The 22,642-nt window shown below is 74.7% G+C and carries 28 protein-coding genes; 10 read left to right on the top strand and 18 right to left on the bottom strand.

From position 1 onward, the window contains the following. Positions 1–10 precede the first annotated feature (10 nt). The 3 genes from glp to CO540_RS16015 are packed head-to-tail and all read right to left on the bottom strand — an operon-like array spanning position 11 to position 4,509. A complete protein-coding gene (glp, locus tag CO540_RS16005; RefSeq protein WP_091582594.1) occupies positions 11–1,324 on the bottom strand; it encodes a gephyrin-like molybdotransferase Glp in 1,314 nt (437 codons plus the stop codon). Beyond that, positions 1,321–2,310 (bottom strand): UTP--glucose-1-phosphate uridylyltransferase, encoded by a 990-nt coding sequence (locus CO540_RS16010; RefSeq protein ID WP_099162673.1) that lies wholly within the window; start codon positions 2,308–2,310, stop codon positions 1,321–1,323. Before CO540_RS16010 ends, glp begins: the two co-directional genes overlap by 4 nt. Positions 2,311–2,319: 9 nt before the next feature. Next, a complete protein-coding gene (locus tag CO540_RS16015; protein WP_172967858.1) occupies positions 2,320–4,509 on the bottom strand; it encodes a diguanylate cyclase in 2,190 nt (729 codons plus the stop codon). 82 nt (positions 4,510–4,591) lie between these two features. Here CO540_RS16015 and CO540_RS16020 point away from each other — a divergent pair, with 82 nt between their 5' ends. Next, a complete protein-coding gene (locus tag CO540_RS16020) occupies positions 4,592–5,239 on the top strand; it encodes a 5-formyltetrahydrofolate cyclo-ligase (protein WP_099162674.1) in 648 nt (215 codons plus the stop codon). A gap of 34 nt (positions 5,240–5,273) precedes the next feature. Here CO540_RS16020 and CO540_RS31330 read toward each other — a convergent pair whose 3' ends face one another. Continuing rightward, positions 5,274–5,423, bottom strand: a complete 150-nt coding sequence (locus CO540_RS31330; RefSeq protein ID WP_342672793.1) for a hypothetical protein — start codon at positions 5,421–5,423, stop codon at positions 5,274–5,276. Here CO540_RS31330 and CO540_RS31335 point away from each other — a divergent pair. Together CO540_RS31335 and CO540_RS16030 are read left to right on the top strand one after the other, a co-directional pair. After that, on the top strand, positions 5,353–5,658 hold the full coding sequence (locus CO540_RS31335; RefSeq protein WP_371682302.1) for an FmdB family zinc ribbon protein: 306 nt from the start codon (positions 5,353–5,355) through the stop codon (positions 5,656–5,658). The genes CO540_RS31330 and CO540_RS31335 overlap by 71 nt on opposite strands. A gap of 181 nt (positions 5,659–5,839) precedes the next feature. Beyond that, entirely contained in the window at positions 5,840–6,322 is a 483-nt protein-coding gene (locus CO540_RS16030) for a flagellar biosynthesis protein FlgA (RefSeq protein ID WP_099162676.1), read from the top strand. 21 nt (positions 6,323–6,343) lie between these two features. On the opposite strand, the gene CO540_RS30370 is transcribed toward CO540_RS16030, so the two are convergent. After that, positions 6,344–6,520 (bottom strand): hypothetical protein, encoded by a 177-nt coding sequence (locus tag CO540_RS30370; protein WP_172967859.1) that lies wholly within the window; start codon positions 6,518–6,520, stop codon positions 6,344–6,346. A gap of 114 nt (positions 6,521–6,634) precedes the next feature. Between CO540_RS30370 and CO540_RS30950 the strand changes: the two genes are divergently transcribed. Next, on the top strand, positions 6,635–7,228 hold the full coding sequence (locus CO540_RS30950; RefSeq protein WP_253865967.1) for a hypothetical protein: 594 nt from the start codon (positions 6,635–6,637) through the stop codon (positions 7,226–7,228). Between the two features lie 6 nt (positions 7,229–7,234). Here CO540_RS30950 and CO540_RS16040 read toward each other — a convergent pair whose 3' ends face one another. Next, entirely contained in the window at positions 7,235–7,717 is a 483-nt protein-coding gene (locus CO540_RS16040) for a DUF2231 domain-containing protein (RefSeq protein ID WP_091584230.1), read from the bottom strand. A gap of 162 nt (positions 7,718–7,879) precedes the next feature. Here CO540_RS16040 and CO540_RS16045 point away from each other — a divergent pair, with 162 nt between their 5' ends. Next, positions 7,880–8,308, top strand: a complete 429-nt coding sequence (locus CO540_RS16045; RefSeq protein ID WP_091582607.1) for a Fur family transcriptional regulator — start codon at positions 7,880–7,882, stop codon at positions 8,306–8,308. Between the two features lie 35 nt (positions 8,309–8,343). Beyond that, positions 8,344–9,195 (top strand): oxygenase MpaB family protein, encoded by an 852-nt coding sequence (locus tag CO540_RS16050; RefSeq protein WP_099162677.1) that lies wholly within the window; start codon positions 8,344–8,346, stop codon positions 9,193–9,195. A gap of 6 nt (positions 9,196–9,201) precedes the next feature. Here CO540_RS16050 and CO540_RS16055 read toward each other — a convergent pair whose 3' ends face one another. The 11 genes from CO540_RS16055 to CO540_RS16100 form a co-directional block, all read right to left on the bottom strand. Next, a complete protein-coding gene (locus CO540_RS16055; RefSeq protein WP_253866744.1) occupies positions 9,202–10,047 on the bottom strand; it encodes a PD-(D/E)XK nuclease family protein in 846 nt (281 codons plus the stop codon). 132 nt (positions 10,048–10,179) lie between these two features. Further along, on the bottom strand, positions 10,180–10,794 hold the full coding sequence (locus tag CO540_RS16060; protein ID WP_091582616.1) for a MarC family protein: 615 nt from the start codon (positions 10,792–10,794) through the stop codon (positions 10,180–10,182). A gap of 31 nt (positions 10,795–10,825) precedes the next feature. Continuing rightward, entirely contained in the window at positions 10,826–11,692 is an 867-nt protein-coding gene (locus tag CO540_RS16065; protein ID WP_098743787.1) for a PHP domain-containing protein, read from the bottom strand. A gap of 10 nt (positions 11,693–11,702) precedes the next feature. Beyond that, a complete protein-coding gene (locus tag CO540_RS16070) occupies positions 11,703–12,926 on the bottom strand; it encodes a hypothetical protein (protein ID WP_253865969.1) in 1,224 nt (407 codons plus the stop codon). A 59-nt stretch (positions 12,927–12,985) separates the two neighbouring features. Continuing rightward, a complete protein-coding gene (locus tag CO540_RS16075; RefSeq protein ID WP_099164785.1) occupies positions 12,986–13,816 on the bottom strand; it encodes a SigE family RNA polymerase sigma factor in 831 nt (276 codons plus the stop codon). A 103-nt stretch (positions 13,817–13,919) separates the two neighbouring features. After that, a complete protein-coding gene (locus CO540_RS16080; protein ID WP_091582625.1) occupies positions 13,920–14,792 on the bottom strand; it encodes a PH domain-containing protein in 873 nt (290 codons plus the stop codon). Between the two features lie 6 nt (positions 14,793–14,798). Beyond that, complete coding sequence (locus tag CO540_RS30375; protein WP_013283898.1) at positions 14,799–14,957, bottom strand: hypothetical protein; 159 nt, start codon at positions 14,955–14,957, stop codon at positions 14,799–14,801. A gap of 118 nt (positions 14,958–15,075) precedes the next feature. Further along, positions 15,076–15,774, bottom strand: coding sequence for a TFIIB-type zinc ribbon-containing protein (locus CO540_RS16085; RefSeq protein ID WP_348651352.1), 699 nt, complete (start codon positions 15,772–15,774; stop codon positions 15,076–15,078). 89 nt (positions 15,775–15,863) lie between these two features. Beyond that, positions 15,864–16,487 carry an RNA methyltransferase gene (locus tag CO540_RS16090; RefSeq protein WP_091582631.1) on the bottom strand — a complete coding sequence of 208 codons (624 nt, stop codon included), beginning with the start codon at positions 16,485–16,487 and terminating at the stop codon, positions 15,864–15,866. 35 nt (positions 16,488–16,522) lie between these two features. Next, complete coding sequence (locus CO540_RS16095) at positions 16,523–17,014, bottom strand: hypothetical protein (RefSeq protein ID WP_099164786.1); 492 nt, start codon at positions 17,012–17,014, stop codon at positions 16,523–16,525. A 93-nt stretch (positions 17,015–17,107) separates the two neighbouring features. After that, positions 17,108–17,623 (bottom strand): MaoC family dehydratase, encoded by a 516-nt coding sequence (locus CO540_RS16100; RefSeq protein WP_099162681.1) that lies wholly within the window; start codon positions 17,621–17,623, stop codon positions 17,108–17,110. A 546-nt stretch (positions 17,624–18,169) separates the two neighbouring features. Between CO540_RS16100 and trxA the strand changes: the two genes are divergently transcribed. From trxA to CO540_RS16115, 3 genes are all read left to right on the top strand, one after another. Further along, positions 18,170–18,532: a thioredoxin gene (gene trxA / locus CO540_RS16105; RefSeq protein ID WP_091582637.1), complete on the top strand. Its 363-nt coding sequence runs from the start codon at positions 18,170–18,172 to the stop codon at positions 18,530–18,532. Positions 18,533–18,674: 142 nt separating this feature from the next. After that, positions 18,675–19,112 (top strand): hypothetical protein, encoded by a 438-nt coding sequence (locus CO540_RS16110; protein ID WP_099162682.1) that lies wholly within the window; start codon positions 18,675–18,677, stop codon positions 19,110–19,112. Then, positions 19,109–20,068 (top strand): MFS transporter permease, encoded by a 960-nt coding sequence (locus tag CO540_RS16115; RefSeq protein WP_253865971.1) that lies wholly within the window; start codon positions 19,109–19,111, stop codon positions 20,066–20,068. The genes CO540_RS16110 and CO540_RS16115 overlap by 4 nt, the downstream gene beginning before the upstream one ends. Positions 20,069–20,083: 15 nt before the next feature. Here the strand turns inward: CO540_RS16115 and CO540_RS16120 are convergent, their stop codons facing one another. Then, entirely contained in the window at positions 20,084–20,503 is a 420-nt protein-coding gene (locus CO540_RS16120) for a thiol-disulfide oxidoreductase DCC family protein (RefSeq protein ID WP_099162683.1), read from the bottom strand. A gap of 91 nt (positions 20,504–20,594) precedes the next feature. On the opposite strand from CO540_RS16120, the gene CO540_RS16125 reads away from it, so the two are divergent. Beyond that, entirely contained in the window at positions 20,595–22,628 is a 2,034-nt protein-coding gene (locus tag CO540_RS16125; protein ID WP_099162684.1) for an intein-containing Rv2578c family radical SAM protein, read from the top strand. Positions 22,629–22,642 lie beyond the last annotated feature (14 nt).

Consider the following 22,642-nt stretch of genomic DNA (forward strand, 5'->3'; position numbering starts at 1 on the left):
CTCCTCGCGCTCACCGGCGTCTGTCCAGCAGTAGAACGTCCACCGTGGACCCCGCCGCGGCGGTCTGGACCCGCTCGCCGAGCACCAGCAGACCGTTCGCCTCGGCCAGGCCGGACAGCGTGAACGGGCCGCCGGCCAGCGGCTGCACGGTGTAGCCGCCGCCCCGTCGCTCGGCCACGTGCGCGGGCCGGAACTCGCGCAGCCCCACCGGCGACGAGACCGTCTCCAGCAGGTGCGCGCGGACGCTGGGCCGGAACACCGGCTCGGCGCCGGCCAACAGTTGGATGGCCGGGCGGGCCAGCACCTCGAAGCCGATCAGCGCCGCGCCGGGCTCACCGGGAAGACACACCACCGGCACCTCCTCGGCGCCGACCGTACCGAACCCGAGGGCGGTTCCGGGATAGAGGGCCACCTCTGTGAAGGTGACCGGCCCGGCCCGGCCGCCGTCGCGGCGGGACAGGATCCGGCGGACCATGTCGCCGGGGCCGGTGCCGGTGCCGCCGGTGGTGATGATCAGGTCGGCGCGCAGCGTCTGATCCTCCAGCAGGCCGCGCAGCGCCTCCGGGTCGTCGTCGCAGATCCCCACCCGGTACGCGAGCGCGCCCGCCTCGGCCGCCGCCGCCGTCAACGCGTGCGAGTTGGTGTCCACCACCTGGCCGGGCTGGCTGCCCCGGCCCACGTCCACCAGCTCGTCGCCGGTGGCCACGATGACCACCCGGGGGCTCGGGCGTACCACCACGTGGCCGATGCCGGTGGCCGCGAACACGGCGACCAGGGCCGGCGAGACGTACGCGCCGGCGCGGGCCAGCAGCGTGCCGGCGACCAGTTCCTCGCCGGCGCGACGCAGGCCGTAGCCCCGCTTGGGCGCGCGGAAGATCTCCACCGCGGCCATGCCCTGGTCGGTCCACTCCACCGGCACCACCACGTCGGCGCCGATCGGCAGCGGCGCGCCGGCCGCGACCGAGAAGCACGAGCCGGGGGTGAGCCGGACCGGTCGCCAGCTCGGCGCGCCCAGGTCGCCGACCACGTTGAGCCGGATGCTGCGCCCGCCGGGCATACCGGAGGGGGCCGGGACATAGCCCGGCCCCCGGCTCCCTCCGGAGATGTCCTCCCAGCGCGCGGCGTACCCGTCCACCGCCGCCTGGTCGAAGGCGGGGTAGGAGTGCGGGGCGACCACGTCCTCGGCGAGCACGTTGCCGTACGCCTGGGTCAGGTCGAGGTCGAGCGGAGGCAGCGCGCGTAACCTGCGCAGCACACTGCCCAGGTAGTCGGCGAGCGGCGTCAACTCGTTCGCGGCCGCCTCGGCGTCGGCCGTCGCGGTCATGTATCGGCACCGCCGGACGTGTCGCGCAGGCCGTTGAGGATGGCGTCGGTGACCGTCTCGTCGCCCTTGTTGACGAACTCGGCCAGCCACTTGCGGAACTCGGCGCCCAGGTCCTCCCGCTCGGCGGCGATCTGCACCACGGTCTGCAGGTAGCCGAGCGGCATGCCGGTGTCGTAGCGGGTGCCCCGGTAGACGATGGCGTGCACCGGCACGCCCTCGGTCCGCAGCAGCTCCATCGCGTCGGTCAGCTGGATCTCGCCGCCGCTGCCCGGCTCGGTGCGCCGGATCGCGTCGAAGATCTTCCCGGGGAGCACGTACCGGCCGAGGACCGCCAGGTTGCTGGGGGCGTCCTCGGGGCTGGGCTTCTCGACCATGCCGGTGACCTTGACGACCTCGGCGATGTCGGCGTATTCCGACTCGGCCGGCTCGACGGAGGCGATCCCGTACCGGCTGGTCTCGGCGGGGTCGACCTCGAAGAACGCGAGCACCACACCGCCGGTGCGGGCCTGCAGCTCCAGCATGGCCGGCAGCAGCGGCTCGGAGGGCTTGACGAACTCGTCGCCGAGCAGCACCGCGAAGGGCGCGTCGCCGACGTGCGACTCGGCGTACCCGACGGCGTGGCCCAGGCCGAGCTGCTCCGGCTGGCGGACCGTGTAGACGGCGGCCAGTTCCTCGGTGCGCTTGACCGCGGCGAGCAGCTCGGGCTTCTTGGCGAGCCGATCCTCCAGGTCCGGCCGCCGGTCGAAGTGGTCCACCATCGAGGTCTTGCCCCGCCCGGTGATCAGCAGCACGTCGCCGATGCCGGCCTGCGTGGCCTCCTCGACGATGTACTGCAGCACCGGCCGGTCGACGACCGGCAGCAGTTCCTTCGGGACCGCCTTGGTGGCCGGCAGGAACCGGGTGGCCAGGCCGGCGGCCGGGATGACGGCCTTGACCGCGCGGGAGCGACCGGGGGTCGCTGAGGGGTTCGCTGAGTGCTCCGACATGCCGCGAGACTATCGGCCACGGCTCTGCCGCGGCGGGTGAGGACCGGAAGACGCGCCGCCCTGTGCGGTGCCCGTCGGGTCCGCCGTGCCGGCCCGGGGCAGTCCGTCCGGCGGGATGACCGTGGCCGCCACCACCGGAATCTCCTGCGTGGGAGCCGGATCCGGGACCGGGGCCAGGCGGTAGCCGTCCCGGCCGGCGGCCTTCGCCGCGTAGAGCGCGTCGTCGGCGGCGTCCAACACCTGCTGGCCGCCGGCGGCGTGGTCCGGGTAGACGGCGATGCCGATGGAGACCGTCACCGGCACCCGGACCGGCTCGTCGCCGTGCCCCTCGACCGGCACCGGCTGGTCCCGCACCACCGCGCCGAGCCGCTCGGCGACGATCGTGGCGCCGCGCGCGTCGGTCTCCGGCAGCAGCACCACGAACTCCTCGCCGCCCTGCCGGAACGCCAGGTCGACCTCGCGGATCACGCCGCGCACCCGGCGGGCGAACTCGACCAGCACCGCGTCCCCGGCGGCGTGCCCCCAGGTGTCGTTGACGTCCTTGAACCGGTCCAGGTCCAGGGCGAGCACGCTGAGCATCCGGCCGAACCGGTTCGCCCGCTCGACCTCCCGCCGGATCGACTCGCGCAGGTAGCGGTAGTTCCACAGCCCGGTCAGCGGGTCGGTCAGGGAGAGCCGCTGCGCCTCCTCGTGCACCCGGACGTTCTCCACCGCCACCGCGGCGTGGCCGGCGAAGGTCCGCAGCGTGACCAGGTCGTCGTCGTCGAACTCGTGGCCGCCGAGCCGGTCGTAGAGGGCCAGCACACCGAGCGCCCCGCCGGGCGGGGCGGGCGGGTCGCCGTCGGCCGGCGGGTGGCCCGGCCGGTCCGGGCCGCGCGACTCGGCGGCGCCCGGGGCGGCGAACGGCACCGCCACGTACGTCTCGCAGGACGGCTCCCCGGCCGGCGCGTCGGGCGGCGCCCACCGGCCGCGCAGCGGCTCCCCGGTCGCCGCGACCGCGCCGACCACCCCGGCGCCCACCGGCACCCGCAGCGTCGCCGGGTCGGCTGGTTCACCCGTCGGCCAGCGTCCGGTCAGCCCTTCGACGCACTGGCCGACCAGCACGCCGTCGCCGTCGAGCAGCAGCACCGCGCCGGCCCGGGCGCCGGTCGCGGCGATCGCGCTGTCCAGGATCACCCGCAGGATGCGTTGCAGGTCGTGCGTGCTGGCGAGGGTGTCGCCGAGCACCGCCAGGTGGTTGCGGAGCTGGTCCCGGCTGCTGGTGAGCGCCGCCACGTAGCTGCCGGTCTCCCGGGTCATCCGGTTGAACGCGTCGGCCAGCCGGCCGATCTCGTCCCGGCTGCGCACCGGCACCCGGGTGGTCAGGTCGCCGTGCGCCACCCGGTCCACCGCGCCGGCCAGCTCGACCAGCGGCCGGGTGGTCACCCGGGCCAGCCGCCAGGCGGCCAGCACGGCCAGCAGGGCGGCCAGCGCGACGGCCGCGAGCAGTCCGCCGTACAGGCCGGGCGGCCGCTCGCCGGGCACGGAGAGCACCAGCGGCAACGGCTGCCCCGGTGACGGCCCCACCCGGCGCACGTAGCGACCGTCGCCGGTCCCGGCCACCCGGTCCCCGTCCGCCCTGCGGGCGGCGGCCAGCACCGCTGCGCGTACCCCCTGGTCCTCGGTCGTGTGGGTGATCCGCCCGGGGTCGTCGAGGAGGGTGACCCCGACGCCGGTCACGGCGGCGAGCCGCGCCACGAAGGCCGGGTCGACGGGCTGCGCGGCGGCGACCGCGCCCAGGTCGGCGCCGGCCGGGTCGCGGAGCCGGACCTCGGCGGCGAGCGCGCCGACCGGCCCGCCGGGCGCACCGGCGCAGTCCTGCCACGGGCGGGTCGGGCCACCGGCGGTGGCGTAGCGGGTGTCCCCCGCGGGGTCGGCGATGCGGACGGCGGCGGCCAGGCCCCGGCCGACCACCTGATCGGCGACGCGCGACCGGCCGAGCGGGTCGGCGGCCAGCGCGACCGCGTCGGCCGCCGCGCGCAGTTGCTGGCAGAGCGCGTCGACCGAGGTCCGCACGCCGGCCGCGGCCAGGCCCAGCCGCTCGGTGGCGCGGCTGCGGTCGACCGCGCTCAGCGTGGCCCCGACGAAGAACGCGCCGAGCAGGACGGGGCCGAGGACCACCACGAGGAACGCCGCCGTCAACCGCCCACGTAGCGTCATCTTCCCCCCGGAAGTTCCGCGCCCCTTGGTGCGATGCTGACACAGAGCGACCGGTAGGCAAGCGTTGCGTCAGGAGTGTTGCATGCCGAAATTTTCGGATGACGTGCACGAGGCGAAGCGGGAGCTGCGCGTCGCGCTGCTCGCCGCGCGTCGGTCGCTGTCCCCGCCACGCCGGGCCGAGGCCGCGGCGTCCGTGCAGGCCGAGCTGGTGGCCCTGGTACGCCGGCTGCGCCCGGCCCGGATGACCGCGTACGTGCCGGTGGCCTCCGAGCCCGGCGGCGACGACCTGCCCGACGTGCTGCGGGCGGCGCTGCCGGCCGACGCCGGGCTGCTCCTACCGGTGCTCCGCGACGACCTGGACCTGGACTGGGCCGCCTACACCGGCCGGGAGTCGCTGCGCGCCGCCGGGCGGGGGCTGCGCGAGCCGACCGGTCCGCCCCTGGGCCGCGCCGCCGTGGCCGGGGCCGACCTGGTGGTGGTGCCGGCGCTGGCGGTGGACCGCCGGGGCGTCCGCCTCGGCCGGGGTGGCGGCTCGTACGACCGGGCGCTGGCCCGGGTGCCGGCCGGCGTGCCGACCGTGGCGCTGCTGCACGACGGCGAGCTGGTGACCTCGGTTCCCGCCGGTCCGCACGACCGCCCGGTGCACTGCGTGATCACCCCGTCCGACGGGCTGGTCGCGGTGCCGGGTGTGGGGCCGGGCGCTTCCGCTGGACGAACCCGGGTGCGATGACGCACCATTGGCACTCGAAGACCACGAGTGCCAGTCAGGCCGTCTGAGATCCGGAGGAGAACGTGCCCACGTACCAGTACGCCTGCACCGCGTGCGGCCACCAGCTCGAGGCGGTGCAGTCCTTCTCGGACGAGCCGCTGACCGAGTGCCCGGCGTGTGAGGGGCGGCTGCGCAAGCTCTTCAACTCCGTCGGCATCGTGTTCAAGGGCTCCGGCTTCTACCGCACGGACTCGCGTTCGTCCGGTTCCGACACCGCCGCCGCCGCGAGCAAGCCGGCGAAGTCCGAGTCGTCCTCGTCGTCCGACTCCTCGTCCTCGTCGTCCGGTTCGTCCTCGTCCGGCTCGTCGTCCTCGGGGTCGTCCGGTTCGACGTCGGGCTCCTCGGCGAGCAAGACGCCGGCGGCGTCCAGCTCCACCTGACCCACGCTCCCCGACCGTGGCCGCTCCCGTACCCGGGGGCGGCCACGTTCGCGTGCCCGCTCGGTCGAGGGCGCGACGGGCGGTTGTCCACAGGGCGCCGGGGTTGTCCACAGGGACGGCGCGTGACGGGTGGGCGCGCCTAGCCTCCTGGGCGACGGTCCGGTCGGCGGGAGGGACGACGGTGGCGGGTGACGAGGGGACGTTGCGTCCGGTTCGCTGGCGTGGTCTGCCCCGGCGCCGAACCCTGCTGCGGGTGACCGCGGTCGCGGTGCTGCTCGGGCTGGCCGCAGCCGTGTTCCAGACCCCGGCCGGCTGCCCGCCCGGTCCGGAGCCGGCCGCCGGCCCCACGGCCGGGGCGGGCACGCCGCCCTCGGGAGCGCCGACACTGCCCGCCGGGGCGGTCGGGGTGCCGGTCCGGCTGGCCGAGCCGGCCGCCCTCGCGGTGCTGCGACCGGGCGCCCGGGTGGATCTGCTCGTCGTGCCGGCCGGTGGGGCGGCCGAGCCGACAGTGGTCGCCCCGCGCGCACTGGTGCTGGACGTGGTGGGCGCGGCCGGGGCGGTCGACGGCACCTCGGCGCTCTATCTGGCGCTCCCGCCGGAGCAGGCGCGTCGCGCCGTCGGCCTGCCCGAGGGCAGCCGCTTCGCCGTGGTGGTACGCGGCTGACGCCGGCCGGGCCCGCCCGGGTCAGCCCCAGTGCGGCGGGCGCTCGGCGAGCAGCCAGTCGTCGTCGCGGCCGGGGCGCTCGCCCCACCCGTGGTCGGTGTCGTCGGTGGTCTGCTCGGGCAGCACCACGAGATCGTCGCTGAGGTCGACCACGCGGTCGTCGTCGCCGCGCGGGACCCGGATGCCGGGGTCGGTCACGAGCGACAACGATACCGCCGCCCGGCCGGACGGGTCCGCCGTGACGCGGGCGGGCGAGCCGACGTCGCCGCGTCGGGCGGCCGAGCGGCCGGGGCGTTGGTAGCGTCGGACGGCGTGACGACGCCGAGCGGTGGCAGCCCCGACGACGAGACCTGGCGACGCCCGGAGCATCCGGCCGACGCCGACGAGACCGCGATGACGGAGCAGCCGGCCGGCACCGACGAGACGGCGGTCCCGACGCAACCGGCCGGCACACCCGAAGCCGGCCCGCCCCGGGAGGGGCAGGGTGCCGCACCGGCCGAGCCGGAGCCGGCCACCGGCACGGCGGGGACCGCCACAGCGGAGGCCGAACCGGCCGGGTCCACCAGCCCGTGGTCCCGCGAGGGCGCGATGGAGAGCCCCTGGGCCCGGCCGGACCCGGCCGCGCCCGGTGGTTGGGCCGCGACGGCCGGCGACCTGCCGGACCCGTCCGGGAACCAGGCGCCGGCCGGGTACGCCGGGCCACCGCCGAGCACCCCTCCGCCGCCCGGTTGGCGGCCGCCGGTGCACGTGCGTACGCCACCGCCACGACGACTCCCACCGCAGGACATGGCCGCCATGGACCAGGCGGAGCAGCGCGCCCAGCGGGTCACCTACGGCGTCGGCGCGGTCGTCGGCGCGGTGCTGGTGCTGCTCACCTGCCTGCTGTGCTCGCGCGTGCTGTTCTGACCGGCGTCAGACGATCCCGTCCCACACCATCTTGGCGCCGCTGTCGCCGGTCAGGTAGACGTACACCAGCGCGAATACCGCGAGCACGGCCGCCACGGCGGTGAGCGCCAGGGGCAGCCAGCGGGGCAGGTTCCGGTCCCGGGTGAAGCGGCTGGTCACCAGCAGCAGCAGGAGCGCCACGACGGCCAGGCCCAGCGTGAACCAGAGCAGCGTCTCCCCGTACTCGGAATGTTCGTGGATCTTCTGGAGCCCCTCGGCGGGGTAGCCCCGCGACTCCAGCGCCTCCTCCAGCTCCTCGCCGGACTCCGTCGCCACCCAGGTGACGATCGGGGTGACCACGGCGAGCGCGCCCACCGCCCAGTCCAGCCGGGGCCGCCAGCGGGGCAGCACCCCGTACGCGACGGTGAGCAGCGCCAGCAGCGGCACGAGCACCACCGCGGCGTGAATGACCAGGACGTGGCCCGGGAGACCGTTGACTTCCCTGAACACCGACACCTCCGGCAAGTGGGTGGAACCGCGCGGTCAGCGTACGACGAAGCGTGGCCTACATCGACACACGCGTGCCGCACCGTTCCGGTTCACGCTGTGGCCCCGACCACCCGCGAAGAACGCTCGCTTGTCGGCCCGCCGACCCCGTGCTGTCATGGATCCATGTCCACGGGTGAGGAGTTGCTCCGGTCGCGGGGCCTGCGGGTCACCCGGCCCCGCCTCGCCGTGCTCGACGTGCTCTCCGGTGGCGGCCACCTGGAGGTCGACGAGATCACCCGGCGGGTCCGCCAGCGACTGGACTCGGTCTCCACCCAGGCGGTCTACGACGTGCTCGGCGCGTTGTCCCGGGCCGGCCTGTCCCGCCGGATCGAGCCGGCCGGCAGCCCGGCCCGCTACGAGGCGCGGGTGGGCGACAACCACCACCACGTGGTGTGCCGCGGGTGCGGCGAGATCGCCGACGTGGACTGCGCGGTCGGCAGCGCGCCCTGCCTGGACCCGAACGTGGCGCACGGCTTCGAACTGGACGAGGCGGAAGTGACCTTCTGGGGGCTCTGCCCGGCCTGCCAGTCCCGCCGTTCCGCCGACGTCTGACGAGGCGCCCGCGCCCGGCGTGGCACTCTTGACCGGTGGACACCGAGGATCTCGGCCTGTTCGGTCCGGGGTCGGTCACGTGGAAGGTGCACGAGGAGCCGATCCTGATCGTCGCCGGCCTGCGCTCGCTCTACCTGCAGGCGTTGCACCCACGCGCGATGGCCGGTGTCGCGCAGAACAGCAACTACCGCTCCGACGCCTGGGGCCGCCTGGTCCGGACGGCGACCTACGTGGCGACGACGATCTACGGCACCACCGCCGAGGCGGAGGCGGCCGGCCGGCGGCTGCGCACGCTGCACGCCCGGATGCGCGCCACCGACCCGTTCACCGGCGAGGAGTTCCGCGTCGACGACCCCGACCTGCTGCGCTGGGTGCACGTCACCGAGGTCGAGTCGTTCGTGAGCACCGCCCGGCGGGCCGGGCTGGCGTTGAGCGACGACGAGGTGGACGGCTACTACACCGAGCAGCGCCGGTCGGCGGCCCTGGTGGGGCTGGACCTGACCGACGTGCCGGGCACCGCCGCCGAGGTCGCGGCCTACTACCGGGACGTCCGTCCGCAATTGCGGATGACCCGGGAGGCGGCCGAGACCGCGCTGTTCCTCACCGCGCCACCGATCCCGTGGAAGCTCAGCCTGCCGATGAGGCTCGGCCTGACGCTCGGTCCGCCGCGCTGGGCGTACCTGGGGGTCGCCGGGACCGCCCTGGGGTTGCTGCCGCCCTGGGCGCTGCGGCTCTACGGCGGACTCGGCCTGCCCACCACCGCGATGTCGGCGGACCTGGGCGTGCGGGCGCTGCGACTCGCGCTGGCGGCGGTGCCCCGGCGCTATCGGGAGGGGCCGTTGCAGCAGGCCGCCAAGGAGCGCGCCGCCCGTCTCGCGGCGGCCTGAGACGCGTCAGTCGGCGTCGCCGACCGGCTCGGCGAGGCGGTCGACGGCGGACCAGGGCTCCTTGCCCGGGGTCTGCGCGCCGGTCGGGCAGGTGCGCCGGTAGTCGCACCAGCCGCACCGGGGTCCCGGCTCGGTGGGGAACGCCGCGTCGGGATCGGCTCCGTCGGCGACCGCCCGTTCGGCGGCCATGATGTCGCGGGCGGTGTCCTCCGCGCGGGTGAGCTGCCGGTGCAGCGACTCGGGCGTGTGCTCGTGCGCGGCGACCGTGCCGGTGGGCAGGTGGTGCAGCTCGACCCGGCGGCACGGCTTGCGGAACACCCGCTCCGCCGCGTACGCGTAGAGCGCGAGCGCCTGCGAGCCGCGCGCGTCGTCGGCGTCCAGCCCGGTGCGGCCGGTCTTGTAGTCGACGATGACCAGCTCGGGCCGGCCGTCCGGGCCGGGGCGGGAGTCGATCCGGTCGGTGCGGCCGTTGAACGCCAGCACCGCGGTCTTCACCGCGACCACCCGCTCGACGCCGACCGGCTCGTCGGCCGGGTCGAGGCCCGCCACGTAGGACTCCAGCCAGGCCAGCGCCCGCCGGAAGGCGTCGCGCTCCTGCTCGTCGTCGCGGTAGCCCTCGCGGACCCAGGTGCCCTTGAGCAGCGTGCCGAGCACCTCGGGGCGCCGGCGGTCGGAGGCCAACGCATACCAGTTCTTGAGCGCGGTGTGCACGCTGGCGCCGAGCGAGTTGTGCGCCCACGGCGGCCCCTTGGGCGGGGCCGGGCGGTCCACGTAGGCGTAGCGGTAGCGACGGGGACAGTCGGCGTAGGCGCCGAGCTTGCTGGGGGTGCAGACGAAGAGCCGCTCCGGCATGCCCTCGAAGCCGAGCTGCTCGGCCTGCTCGGCGCGGGGCCGGGGCGGCCGGCCGCCGGCGGGTCGTCCGGTCGGTGAGGGTCGTCGCACGCCTGAGATCCTGCCATCCGGGTGCGACAGCGGCCGGCCGGCTCAGGCGTTGTTGAGGTATTCGGTCACGAAGGCGGCGATCGCGTCGGCGATGAGCTGCACGGCGATGGCGGCCAGCAGCAGGCCGGCGATCCGGGTCAGCACCTCGATGCCGCCCGGACGGAGCACCTTGACGATCCCGCCGGAGAAGCGCAGCACCACCCAGACGGCCACCATCACCGCCACGATGGCCAGGGCGATCGCGACGTAGTCGGCGACGCCGCCGGCCCGCTGCACGAACAGCATGGTGGCCACGATGGCACCGGGGCCGGCCAGCAGCGGGGTGCCCAGCGGCACCAGCGCGATGTTCGAGGTGACCTGCTGGCTCGGGTCGTCCGCCTTGCCGGTCAGCAGCTCCAGCGCCACCAGCACCAGCAGCAGGCCGCCGGCGGCCTGCAACGCGGGCAGGTCGACGTGCAGGTAGGCCAGGAGGGTCTGCCCCGCCACCGCGAAGATCACGATGACCCCGAGCGCCAGCGCGACGGCCTGCCAGGCGGCCCGGTTCCGGTCGCGGGCGGGCAGCGGCCCGGTGAGCGCGAGGAAGATGGGCATCATTCCGGGCGGGTCGACGATCACCAGCAGGGTCACGAAGACCTCGCCGAAGAGCTTGAGATCCACGCGGACACGGTAGCGGTGCCGTCGGAACGCTTCAGCCTGAAGCGACCGGGGTCACCCCCCGGGCCAGCCCGACGATCCGCTCGTACGCCTCGGGTCCGGTGGTGAACGCGCCGAGCCGCACGGTCTTGTGCGTGCCGTGGAAGTCCGACGAGCCGGTGACCAGCAGTCCCAGCTCGGCGGCGAGCCGCCGGACGTGTTCCCGCTCGGCCGGGCTGTGGTCCTCGTGGTCGGCCTCCAGGCCGGCCAGGCCGGCCGCCGCCAGCTGCACGATCAGGTCGTCGGGCACGATCCGGCCGCGCCGGCTGGCCCTCGGGTGGGCGAAGACGGGCACGCCGCCGGCCGACCGCACCAGCGCCACGGCGCGGAACACGTCGATGTCGTCCTTCGGCAGCCGGTACCGCTCCCCCAGCCAGTCCGGGCCGAACGCCTCGGTGGTGGTGGCGACCAGGCCGGCGCGGATCAGCGCCTGGGCGATGTGCGGGCGGCCGACCGTGCCGCCCGCCGCGCCGGCCAGGATCTCCGACCAGCTCACCGGGATGCCGTCGGCCTGGAGCAGCCGGACGATCCGCTCGCCCCGCTCCTCCCGGGCCCGCCGGACCCGGGCCAGTTCCGCGGCCAGCTCGGGCTCGTCGGGGTCGAAGAGGTACGCGAGCAGGTGCAGCGGGATCGCCGGCTCGACACCGAACCAGCGACAGGACAGCTCCGCGCCACGGATCAGGGTGAGGCCGCGCGGCAGGGCGGCGACCGCGTCCGCCCAGCCCGCCGTCGTGTCGTGGTCGGTGAGCGCCACCACGTCGAGGCCCGCGTCGGCGGCGGCGCGGACCAGGTCGGCCGGGCGGAGCGTGCCGTCGCTCGCGGTGGAGTGGGTGTGCAGGTCGATGCGGGCGGAGGCGCTCACCCGCCCGACGCTACGCCCCGTCGGGCGCGGTGGGGACGTCGGCCACCACGACGGGTCGCGTGCCCGTGGTCACCCCGGAGACCGCCGACGGGGTCGGTTGCTCGCCGGCCAGCACCCGCTTGGGTTCGACCCGGACCAGCTCGCCCGCGGCGTCCACGTGCAACGCGACGCCGGCCCGGGACCAGGCGACCGCGCCGGAGAGCGCGGGGCCCGCCGGGTGGGCCGCCGGGGTGCCCCCCAGGTCGGTCAGGTCGACCAGTTGGGCGGCGTGTCCGGCGCCGTTCACCAGGAGCCACCGCCCGTCGGGCGAGACCCCGCCGAGGCCGTCGACGGCCGGCTTCGCGCCGCAGCCCGTCCGCACCGGGGCGAGCCCGCGTGCCGGGTCGAGCAGCGCCAGGCAGGGTTGCCGCGCCGCGCCGGCGGTGACCAGGCCGACCAGCCGACCGTCCGGCCGGGACCCGTAGACGGCGTGGACGTCCGGGTTCGCCGAGCCCGGCAGGCCGCCCGCGGCTCGCCGCCAGACGCTCATCCCGCCCCGGTCGGGCTGCCGGAGGAGCACGTCGTCGCCGGTGAAGCCGACCGGCACCACGCCGGCCGGCGCGGTCACCCGGACGGGCGCGATGAGCTGCCCGGCGACCACCCCGGCGGCGATCAGCTCCGGGCCGTCCCGCCAGGCCACCTGCCGACCGTCGGCGGAGATCGCGACCGCGTCCGCGGCGGCGAGCATGACCTGCGGCGTGTTGCGGTCGGTCGGCGGCACCCACCAGAGGGTACGGCCGGCCGCGGTGGCCGCCGAGGTCACCAGCCAGCCGCCCTGGTCGTGGACGCGCTGTGCCCGCTCGACCCCGTCCACCCCGGTCAGCGCCCGCCGTTCGCCGCCGCTGGCCTCCAGCCAGCCGTCGACGAGCAGGTCGAGTTCGGCACGGACGGAGCCGGACCGGGTCGCCGGCGTGGATTCCGCGGGGAACGGGGACGGGGAGAACCCGGGCGGGTCGCCGAGCACCACGGTGGGCGTGCCGCCGGTCCCCGCCGGCCCGGTGATCTGTGCCATCCCGGCGGTGACCAGGACCGTCGCCACGCCGGCGAGGGCCAGGCCGGTGAGCGCGCGACGGCGGCCGGCGCGGCGCGCCCGGCGCATCGCCGCGCCGGCCGGGTCGGCGCCGAGAGGTCGGGGCGTGGCGACCTGACGGGACAGCGTGTCCCGCAGCGCCCGCTCCAGCTCGTCCTCGCTCACGGGGAATGGACGCTCCGGGCCGCCCGTCCGGTTGTCGGCGTGCTGCCGGATGCCGCTCATCAGGTCTCCGCCGCGACCGGGACGGCGGGACGGACCGGCGCGGCGGCCGGCGGCGACGCCGGGCGGGCGGCTCCGGCGGGCCGCCGGGCGGGCTCGGCCGGGGCGCCGACCGGCCCGGCCGGGGTGTGGGACGCCGGGGCGCCGACCGGTCGGGCCGGGGTGCGGGGGGCAGCTGACACGGCGGGGCGGCCGGCGGAACCGGCCGGGACGCGGGGGGCCGGCGCGGCGGGTTGGCGGGTCGCTGCGGGTCGGGTGCGCGGCCCGCTCGGGGCGGGCGCGCCGCGGACGACCGGTTCGGCGGACCGCTCGACCGGATCGGTCGGCAGGCCCAGGGCCGCCTCCGAGCCGAGCCGGCGGCGCAGCGTGTTCAACGCCCGGGAGGTCTGGCTCTTGACGGTGCCCGGCGAGATCTCCAGCAGGGCCGCCGTCTGCGCCTCCGACATGTCCTCGTAGAAGCGCAGCACCAGCACGGCCCGTTGCCGCGCCGGCAACGCCTGCAGGTGCCGCCAGAGCGCGTCCCGGTCGAGCTGCTGCTCGATCTCGTCGACACCGGCCCGCTCCGGCAGCACCTCGGTCGGTCGTTCACCGTGCCACCGGCGACGCCACCAGCTGGTGGACGTGTTGACCAGGACCCGGCGGGCGTACGGCTCGATGGCGTCGATCCCGCCGAGCCGCTTCCAGGCCAGGTAGGTCTTGGTCAGGGCGGTCTGGAGCAGGTCCTCGGCGGTCGCCCAGTCGCCGGCCAGCAGGTAGGCCGTGCGCAGCAGGGCGCCGGAGCGGGCCGCGACGAACTCGCGGAACTCCTCCTCCAGCGGATCCCTGCTCGCCACGCTCACCTCCGCGCCCCCGTCCTGCCTGGCAGGCTCCCATGGCTGGACGGGTGGTCACGTCGGCAAAAGGTGTGCACTTCATCCGATGTTCGGACGAAAAGTTTCAGGCGCCGTCGTCGGCCTTCGCCTCGTCCTGCTCCTTGCCGATCCGCGCCTCCACGGCCTGCGGCTCGTACATCTCCTCGACCACGCGCAGGTAGAGCTCGTTCGGGTTGGGCAGGTTCTTGATCTCGCGGAGCGCCTGCTCCTGACCCGCCGACTCCAGCACGAACGTGCCGTAGTTGAGGGCGCGGCCGGTCGGCGTCTGCTCGTACTTCATGTCGGTGACCCGGACCAGCGGCATCATCGCGACCCGCCGGGTGATGATCCCGTTGACCACCATCACCCGCTTGTTGGTCAGGATGAAGCGGTCGTACCACCAGTCGGCGACCCGCCAGGCGACCCAGCCCATCACCCCGAACCAGAGCAGCACCGCGACCGTGGTGAGCGCGCCGACGTCCCGCCCGGCGAGGAAGCCGGAGAGGTAGCCGAGCACGAAGGTGGCCGCGACGCCGACGATGATCGGCGTGGTCAGGTGCACCCAGTGGCGCTTCCACTCACCGCGGAAGCGCTCGGTCGGGAAGAGGTAGCGGGCCGCCAGCGCGCTCGGCTCGTCCTCCATCGGCAGCACCCGGCGGGGCGCCATGCCGGAGGCGTCGGCCCGGAGACCGGCCAGCTCCTCCTCGGAGATCGGCTGCTCCGGGTAGCCCTCCGGGTCGCGCGCCCAGCCACGACCGGAGCGACCCTCGCCCGCGTAGCCGGGGCCGTCGCCGAAGGCGGCGTCGTCCGACAGGGAGGGTCCGCCGCCGTAGGCGGGGCCGGCGCCGTAACCGGGACCGTCGTCCGGGTCGATCCGGGGGATCGGCTCGGTGTCGCGCTCCCGGCGTGCCCGGTCGGGATCGTCCGGGTCGTAGGGTGGACCGGAGGGGCTTCCCATGTGCGGTTAGGCGACCAGGTTGGTGAAGAAGTCGCCGAAGCCCTGTGCGATGTCCATGATGCCGCCGCCCAGGGACTTGAAGACGTCGGCGGCGGAGTTGGGCCGGTACGCAACGAAGAAGATCAAGAATGCGATGCCGGCCCAGGTGAGGACCTTCTTGACCATAGCGGGCCATCCTCTCGCGCGGAGCCGGGTCCGTTTACCGCAGCGGCACCCAGAGTATCAGCATGGTGTCTGTCCGTGAATATCTGCGTCCGCTCCCCGACTCGCCGGTGCCGGCCGGTCAGGCCTGCCCGTGCAGGTACGGGGACGGTGCGCCGTACACGAGTTCGGGCGGTGTCCACTCGGTGAGGTCGTGCAGCACGACTTCTTCCGCGAGGAGGTGACCCGCACTCGCCGGCCAGGCTATCGCATGGAGCCACATTCCCCGAGCCTCGCCGGCGTACGCACTTCGATCCGTTTCGGAACGAACGAGCCACAGTGGAGTGGGATGGCCGCCCACCCGGATCTTCGCGTGCGGCAGACGCTCGGGATGACCAGGGCCGGGATCGGTCAGCGCCTCCTCGACCTGCGGGCCGGGGTCGGGGCCGGGCAGTCCCGCGAAGCGGGAACCGAGACCGACGCCGGGTTCCTCGGCGACGAAGATCAGGTCTGCCGGTCCACCGTCGAGCGGGGCCGGGCCGGCGCAGGCGACCACGGTGGCGCGGACCCCGGCCCGGTCGTCGCCGGCCCAGGCCACCCCGGTCAGCGTCCAGCCCGGCGGCAGTGGCCACGGGCACCACAGCGGCATGCCGGGCCGGTCGGCCGGGTCCCCGTCGGCGGCCACCCGCTCCACCACGCTGGCCATGATCTCGGCGCCGATGTGCTCCGGCACGTGCAGGGGCGCGACCGGCCCGCAACGCAGGCACCGGTACTCGCCGTGCATCAGGTCGGGCTCGCGTACCGGGCCCGCACACTTCGGACAACTCACCGCGACAGTCACGCCTTCACCGTCACCCCAGGCCGGCAAGGCGTCAAGCGGGGCGGGCCGACCGGCGTGGGATTTCCGCCCGACGGCGGAACCGCGGCGCGTCAGTCCGGCGGCGGACCCGCGTGCGACCGGATCCACGCGTGCATGGCGATGCCGCTGGCCACGCCCGCGTTGACGGAACGGGTGGAGCCGTACTGGGCGATCGAGAACAGCGTGTCGCAGGCCGTCCGGGCCACCGGGGACAGCCCCGGGCCCTCCTGGCCGAAGAGCAGCACGCAGCGGCGCGGCAGGACGCTGGTCTCCAGCGGCCGGGAGCCGGGCAGGTTGTCGATCCCGACCACCGGCAGCCGCTCCCCGGCCGCCCAGGCGACGAACTCCTCGATCGTCGGGTGGTGCCGGACGTGCTGGTAGCGGTCGGTCACCATGGCGCCCCGGCGGTTCCACCGGCGCCGCCCGACGATGTGCACCTCGGCGGCGAGGAAGGCGTTGGCGTTGCGGACCACGGTGCCGATGTTGAAGTCGTGCTGCCAGTTCTCGATCGCCACGTGGAAGTCGTGCCGCCGCCGGTCCAGGTCGGCCACCACGGCCTCCCGCCGCCAGTAGCGGTAGCGGTCGACCACGTTGCGTCGGTCGCCGGCCGCGAGCAGCTCCGGGTCGTAGCGCGGGTCGTCCGGCGGGTCACCGGGCCAGGGCCCCACACCCACGTCGAGCTGGTCGTCGGTCACGGTCTGCAGAGGGTACGGCCCGCCGGCGCCGGCGGTCAGCGCAGGTCGAGCGCGCCGCCCAGCCGGTCCAGGAACCGGCGGTCGGCGGGACTCGGCGGGAGGTCGCCGGACCGGCACACCCGGGCCGCCACCGACTCCACCCACTGCCGGTAGGCGGCCGAGTCCGCCGGATCGGCGCGGCGGCGCAGCACCCGCACCGCGGCCCGGGCGGCGGCGAGCAGGTCGACCAGGTCGGTGAGGCGCTCGTCCCGGACGGCGGCCCCGTCGTGGCGGGCGTAGATGGCGGTGACCACGGCCCGGACCAGATCGCTGTCGAAGGCCCGGCCGGCGGCCACCGCGTCCAGGCCGGTCAGTCCGGCGGCGACGCCGCGGGGCGGACGCCCGGGACCGGGCGAGGCGGCGGCGACGAGGACTCGACCCGGCAGGTCGGTGAGCAGGTCCCACTCCGCGGCGGAGTAGGCGGCGGTGGTGAGCGGTGCGGCACGGCGACCGGCAGAGGGCGGCTCTCCGGCGACGGAGTGGCTCATGGGGACCTCCAGCCAGAGCATATGCCCCGGAAGAGGGTCAGGGCCCCGTCCCCGCGGAACGGGTACGGGGCCCTGCCGGCCGGGGTGCGCGGGTCAGCGCGGCTCGGGGAAGCTCGGACGCTCCGGGTCGACGCCGTCCGGGACGGCGGCGGCCGCGTACTCCTTCTTCGGGACCATGACCTTGCGGCGGAACACGCAGACCATCGCGCCGTCCTGGTTGTAGCCGCGGGTCTCCACCGCGACCACGCCGCGGTCGGGCTTCGAGGCCGACTCCCGCTTGTCCAGCACGGTGGTCTCGCCGTAGATCGTGTCGCCGTGGAAGGTCGGTGCGACGTGCCGCAACGACTCGATCTCCAGGTTGGCGATCGCCTTGCCGCTGACGTCGGGCACCGACATGCCGAGCAGCAGCGAGTAGATGTAGTTGCCGACCACCACGTTGCGCTTGAACTGGGAGGCGGACTCCGCGTAGTGGGCGTCCATGTGGAGCGGGTGGTGGTTCATGGTGAGCAGGCAGAAGAGGTGGTCGTCGTACTCGGTGACCGTCTTGCCCGGCCAGTGCCGGTAGACCGCGCCGACCTCGAACTCCTCGTAGTAGCGGCCGAACTGCATCCTTGTCCCCTTCGACGGGCGGCGATGGAGTTCGGCACAGCATGCCTTACCGCTTGTTAAGGCGAGGACGGGGGCGCTCCCCCGGCGGAAAAGTCACACCGGGCACCACCTGGGTGGAGACGCAATGAGCGGCGGGGCCCTCCCCGGCACCCGCCGCCCACGCTCTGATGTGAGAGATTCTGCCGTACGGCGGTACGGTGACGACAGAGACGGACGTCACATTTATCTTTTCGTAACACTACTCACCGTCACCATCGACCCCCCGGGAAGCGATCTCCGCAGGCCCGATCCCCGCTCGTCAGCGCGCAAGTTACCGATTCGTAGCCGAAACTGAGCGCGATCTCCTTGGAAACGCTCCCATCACGTCCCGTCACGCAAATGCGGCCTGCACTTGCGTTCCGCACGGCCGCAGGTACAGATGAACCTCGATGTGCCCTGGGTCACCGTCGGGCTGCGCAGCGTTTCGTCGCGCAGGTCACGGGAATTCCCATGGATCGACCCTGGTTCCACCGGACGTACAGCAATCCGCGGTGATCGGAGAGAGCAATGGCAACGGTTGAGCTGACCACGGCCAACTTCGACGAGGTGACCGGGCGCGACGGCATCGTCCTGCTCGACTTCTGGGCGGACTGGTGCGGCCCGTGCAAGCGCTTCGCCCCCGTCTACGAGCGCTCCTCGGAGAAGCACCCGGAGATCGTCTTCGGCAAGGTCGACACCGAGGCGCAGCAGGAGTTGGGCGCCAAGTTCAACATCAGCTCCATCCCGACCGTGATGGCGATCCGGGACGGCGTGATCGTCTTCGCCCAGCCGGGCGCCCTGCCCGAGTCGGCGTTGGAGAACCTGATCGAGCAGGTGCAGCAGCTGGACATGGACGACGTCCGCAAGAAGCTGGCCGAGCACAAGCACTGAGCACGTCCCGCCGCCGGCCGGGTCCCGTGACGGGGCCCGGCCGGCGGCGTTCCCCGTGCCCGGTGCCGGGCGGGACGGGCAGTGAGAATTGGCCGATTGAGGGACGGATTCGGGCGCTTCCCTCCCGTATCGTCACGACCCGATGGAGACCTTGACCACCCGCGGGCGCGCCGTCCGGTTGGGCGCCACCCTGCTCGGGGCGGTGCTGCTCCTTCTCGGCACGGTGCACGGCACCGACGACGACTTCCCGTTCGGACCGTTCCGGATGTACTCCACCTCGGACCCGCCGAACGCGCCCGCGCCGGACACCCGGGTGGAGGGTGTCGACCGCACCGGGGCGGTCGTGTCCCTCGGCCAGGAGGCCACCGGCATCCGCCGGGCCGAGATCGAGGGCCAGCAGGACCGGTACGCGACCGACCCGAGTCTGCTGCGCACCGTCGCCGAGGCGTACGCCGAACGCCACCCCGACGCCCCGGCGCTGGTCGAGGTGCGGATCGTGATCCGCTGGTACGACATTCAGGGCGGGCGCCCGACCGGCGAGTGGACCGACCGCACCGCCGTGCGGTGGGAGACCGGATGACCGGCTGGCTCACCGAGGCGGTGCCGCGCGGCCGGGTGGCCGCCTTCCGCACCCTCGTCTACCTCTTCGTCGCCGCCGACCTGGTCGTGTTCACCCCCTGGGTACGCACCCGCGTCGACGTCCCGGGCGACCTCTACCAGCCGCTGCTCGTGGGCCGGCTGCTCCCGCTGCCCACGCCCACCCCCGCCCTGGTCGGTGTGGTCTTCTGGGTGCTGCTGGTCGCCGCGCTGCTGGCCGCCACCGGCCACGCGCCACGGCTGCTCGGCTGGACGGTCTTCGCGCTCTACTTCGAGTGGATGATCGTGGCGATGAGCTACGGCAAGGTCGACCACGACCGGTTCGGGCTCCTCGTGGCGCTGGCCGTGCTGCCCACCGCCGGCCGGGCCCGCCACGGGGACCCGACCCGCACCGAGGCGGGCGGATGGGCGCTGCGCGTCACCCAGATCGCGGTCATCTGCACCTACTTCCTCGCCGCCTGGGCCAAGTTCCGCTTCGGCGGCCTGGACTGGGCCACCGGTTCCGTGCTGGCCCGGGCGATCATCCGCCGCGGCACCGATCTCGCCGACCTGATCGCGCAGGTCCCGCACCTGCTGATCGTGGCGCAGTTCGGCATCCTGGCGTTCGAGCTGCTCAGCCCGCTGGTGTTCGTGGTGCCCGCCCGGTGGCGGACGGCCGTCGTCGGCTTCTTCTACTCGTTCCACCTGGTGACGATCGCGACGATCACCATCTCGTTCGCGCCGCACCTGGTGGCGATGACCAGCTTCCTGCCGCTGGAGAAGGTCCGCCCGGTGCTCCTGGCCCGGCGCCTGCTCCGCCGCCGCGACGGCCCGGCCGCTCCCGCCGTCGCCGACAGCCCTCGCGCCGCGCCGTCGGCCGATCCGGCTCCGGCCGCGTCCGCCTCGGCGGCCCGGACGGCCGCACCGGACCCGACCGCCGGTTCCACTTCCCCCGGCTGACGGGCGGCCGACAGGTCAGGAGGTCGGGTCGGGGCGGCCGGACGGGCCGTACAACCGCTCCCGGGCCTCCTGGGGCAGCGCGCACGCGGCCGTCCCGCCGGGCATCCGGTGGCGGTTGCGGGCCACCCAGCGGTACGCCGGCCAGGCGGCGGCGCGTACCGGCGCGAAGCGCAGCCCGGCCCCGGCGACCCGCCAGATCGGCCCGCTGTCGCCGAGCAGCCGGGCGATGGCGTCCGGCCCGGCGGCGCGGGAGCCGTCGGCGCCCACCCACTGGACCGCCTCCTCGCACTCGGCCTCCGTCAGACCCAGCGCCGACAGGTCGGCGAACTGCCACGGCACCACGCGGGCCCCGGTGGGAATCCGGCGCTCGATGAACTGCGCGCAGCTGGTGCAGAACGCGCAGTCGCCGTCGTAGACGAAGGTCGACGTCTCCATGCCTCCATCCTGCACCCGCCCCGGGCGCGGCGGCGGCCGGTGTCCGGCGCGTCACTTGCGCATTGTTCGTACACGTGTTCGAATGAGGTCCATGCGCTGGGACAACCTCTCCGCTCCCCCGGACGAGGGGGCTCCTGACCGGGCAGCGCCGGCGGCTCCACCCCTGCCGCTGGCGCTGCCCCACGCGGTCGCCCGCACGTTCGACACCCCCGACTTCGCCGGCATGACCTTCTACGAGGTGCAGGCAAAGTCGATCATCAACCGGGTGCCCGGCCAGTCCCGCGTGCCGTTCGAGTGGACGATCAACCCCTACCGGGGCTGCTCCCACGCGTGCACCTACTGCCTGTCCGGTGACACGCCGATCCTGATGGCGGACGGTCGCACCCGGGCGATCAGCGAGCTGGAGCCCGGCGACCGGATCTACGGCACCGAGCGGCGGGGCGCCTACCGCCACTACGTCGTCACCACGGTGCTCGACAAGTGGTCGACGGTGAAGCGGGCCCACCGGGTCACGCTGGCCGACGGCACGACGCTGGTGGCCAGCGGCGACCACCGGTTCCTGACCGAACGCGGCTGGAAGCACGTCACCGGCAGCATGCGCGGCGGGGCGCGACGCCCCTACCTGACCACCCGCAACCGCCTGCTCGGCACCGGGCGGTTCGCCGTCGCGCCGAAGCGCTCGACCGACTACCGCCGGGGCTACCTGCACGCGCTGGTGCGCGGCGCCGACCGGCCCGGCACCCGGTTCCGGTTGGCCACCTCCGCGACCGAGGCGCTGGAGCGGGCGGAGCGGTTCCTCGCCGACGCCGGGGTCGACGTCGAGCAGACGAGCGGCCGGGCCGGTCGCCGGTCGGCGACGGCGATGCGGACGACCGGCTCGGCCCTGGTCGGGGCCGTCGCCGACCTGGTCCGGCCGCCGGACGAGCCGACCGACGACTGGCGGCTGGGTTTCCTGGCCGGCCTGTTCGACGCGGCGGGAAGCTGCCGCCGGGGCGTGTTCCGGATCGGCGTGGCCGACGACCGGAGCTGCCGCCACGCGGCCGAGGCCCTTGACCGGTTCGCCTTCCGGTGGGTGCGGGACGAGCCGGGCAACCGCACCGGGTCGTGCCAGCTCCGGCTGACCGGCGGCCTGCCCGAGCGGCTGCGCTTCTTCCACCTGACCGACCCGGCCGTCACCCGGAAACGCTCGATCGAGGGCACGGCGCTCAAGTGCGCGGCCCGGCTCCAGGTGACAGCGGTCGAGGATCTCGGCCTGGAGCTGCCGCTGTGGGACATCACCACCGGCACCGGCGACTTCATCGCCAACGGGGTGGTCAGCCACAACTGCTTCGCCCGCAACACGCACACCTACCTCGACCTCGACGCCGGGGCGGACTTCGACCGCAAGGTGGTCGTCAAGGTCAACGCGGGCGAGCTGGTCCGCCGGGAGCTGTCCGCCCCACGCTGGCGCGGCGCGCACGTCGCCATGGGCACCAACGTGGACTGCTACCAACGGGCCGAGGGGCGCTACCACCTGATGCCGCCGATCCTGGAGGCGCTGCGCGACTTCGCCAACCCGTTCTCCATCCTCACCAAGGGCACACTGCTGCTGCGCGATCTGCCGCTGTTGCGCCAGGCCGCCGAGGTGACCCGGATCGGGTTGTCCTACTCGGTGGGCTTCGTCGACGAGGCACTCTGGCGGGTAGCCGAGCCGGGCACGCCCAGCCCGCGCCGGCGGCTGGACGCCGTCCGCCGGCTGACCGACGCCGGCTTCGCGGTCGGGGTGCTGATGGCGCCGATCCTGCCCGGTCTCAGCGACGACGAGGAGTCGATCGACGCGACCGTGGCCGCGATCGCCGCCTCCGGCGCGTCCGGCGTGACTCCGCTGGCGCTGCACCTACGCCCGGGCGCGCGAGAGTGGTACGCGCGCTGGCTGGCCCGGGAGTTCCCGCACCTGGTGCCCCGCTACCGCCAGCTCTACCAGGCCGGGGCCTACGCGCCGCAGGCCTACCAGCGGGAGGTGACCGCGCGGGTGCGGATGGCGGCCCGCCGGCACGGGCTGCACCGGGGCGAGACCGGCGACAACCGCCGGCTGCCGGAGACGCCGCCGCCGGCCCCGGCCGCCGAGCAGCTCTCGCTGCTGTGACCGGTCCGGCGGGT

The sequence above is a fragment of the Micromonospora sp. WMMA2032 genome (assembly GCF_002688545.1).
Taxonomy (GTDB): Bacteria; Actinomycetota; Actinomycetes; order Mycobacteriales; family Micromonosporaceae; genus Micromonospora; species Micromonospora sediminicola.

Bases quoted from the DNA above. Each gene is read 5' to 3' on its own strand.
- glp (WP_091582594.1), bottom strand. From the start codon at position 1,324: ATGACCGCGACGGCCGACGCCGAGGCGGCCGCGAACGAGTTGACGCCG.
- CO540_RS16010 (WP_099162673.1), bottom strand. From the start codon at position 2,310: ATGTCGGAGCACTCAGCGAACCCCTCAGCGACCCCCGGTCGCTCCCGC.
- CO540_RS16015 (WP_172967858.1), bottom strand. From the start codon at position 4,509: ATGACGCTACGTGGGCGGTTGACGGCGGCGTTCCTCGTGGTGGTCCTC.
- CO540_RS16020 (WP_099162674.1), top strand. From the start codon at position 4,592: ATGCCGAAATTTTCGGATGACGTGCACGAGGCGAAGCGGGAGCTGCGC.
- CO540_RS16045 (WP_091582607.1), top strand. From the start codon at position 7,880: ATGTCCACGGGTGAGGAGTTGCTCCGGTCGCGGGGCCTGCGGGTCACC.
- CO540_RS16055 (WP_253866744.1), bottom strand. From the start codon at position 10,047: ATGCCGGAGCGGCTCTTCGTCTGCACCCCCAGCAAGCTCGGCGCCTAC.
- CO540_RS16080 (WP_091582625.1), bottom strand. From the start codon at position 14,792: ATGGGAAGCCCCTCCGGTCCACCCTACGACCCGGACGATCCCGACCGG.
- CO540_RS30375 (WP_013283898.1), bottom strand. From the start codon at position 14,957: ATGGTCAAGAAGGTCCTCACCTGGGCCGGCATCGCATTCTTGATCTTC.
- CO540_RS16095 (WP_099164786.1), bottom strand. From the start codon at position 17,014: ATGAGCCACTCCGTCGCCGGAGAGCCGCCCTCTGCCGGTCGCCGTGCC.
- CO540_RS16100 (WP_099162681.1), bottom strand. From the start codon at position 17,623: ATGCAGTTCGGCCGCTACTACGAGGAGTTCGAGGTCGGCGCGGTCTAC.
- trxA (WP_091582637.1), top strand. From the start codon at position 18,170: ATGGCAACGGTTGAGCTGACCACGGCCAACTTCGACGAGGTGACCGGG.
- CO540_RS16110 (WP_099162682.1), top strand. From the start codon at position 18,675: ATGGAGACCTTGACCACCCGCGGGCGCGCCGTCCGGTTGGGCGCCACC.
- CO540_RS16115 (WP_253865971.1), top strand. From the start codon at position 19,109: ATGACCGGCTGGCTCACCGAGGCGGTGCCGCGCGGCCGGGTGGCCGCC.
- CO540_RS16120 (WP_099162683.1), bottom strand. From the start codon at position 20,503: ATGGAGACGTCGACCTTCGTCTACGACGGCGACTGCGCGTTCTGCACC.
- CO540_RS16125 (WP_099162684.1), top strand. From the start codon at position 20,595: ATGCGCTGGGACAACCTCTCCGCTCCCCCGGACGAGGGGGCTCCTGAC.